A 371-nucleotide genomic window follows, 5' to 3' on the forward strand; every position below is an offset into this window, starting at 1 on the left:
CTTCGAGATGGTCAGCGGCTTTATCGGCAAGGGTGTGCCGAACCTGATCAGGCGCACGCTCGCAGCCGCCGCACTAGATGAGCAGGTGGATCAGGAGACCGCGCTCACGGTGTTTCATCGGCACTATGAAGAGACCAATGGGCGCTACGGCTACGTTTATCCGCATGTGGCCGCGGGTCTTCGCGAACTTCGTCGGCTCGGCTACCGCCTTGCGTGCGTGACCAATAAGCCCGAGGCACTGGCCGCGCCGCTGCTGCGCATGACAGGGCTTTGGAGTTATCTCGAAGTGCTGGTCGCGGGCGATTCCATCGACAGCATGAAGCCCGCGCCGCAACCGCTATGGCACGCGTGCCAGCTGCTCGGCGTGGACC

1 protein-coding gene is annotated in these 371 nt (G+C 63.3%); it reads left to right on the forward strand.

The features are described 5' to 3' along the window. Positions 1–371: HAD family hydrolase (locus tag EN859_RS35875; RefSeq protein WP_148671261.1), on the forward strand; the 371-nt coding region annotated here is incomplete at both ends.

It is taken from the genome of Mesorhizobium sp. M00.F.Ca.ET.216.01.1.1, assembly GCF_004010325.2.
GTDB lineage: Bacteria > Pseudomonadota > Alphaproteobacteria > Rhizobiales > Rhizobiaceae > Mesorhizobium.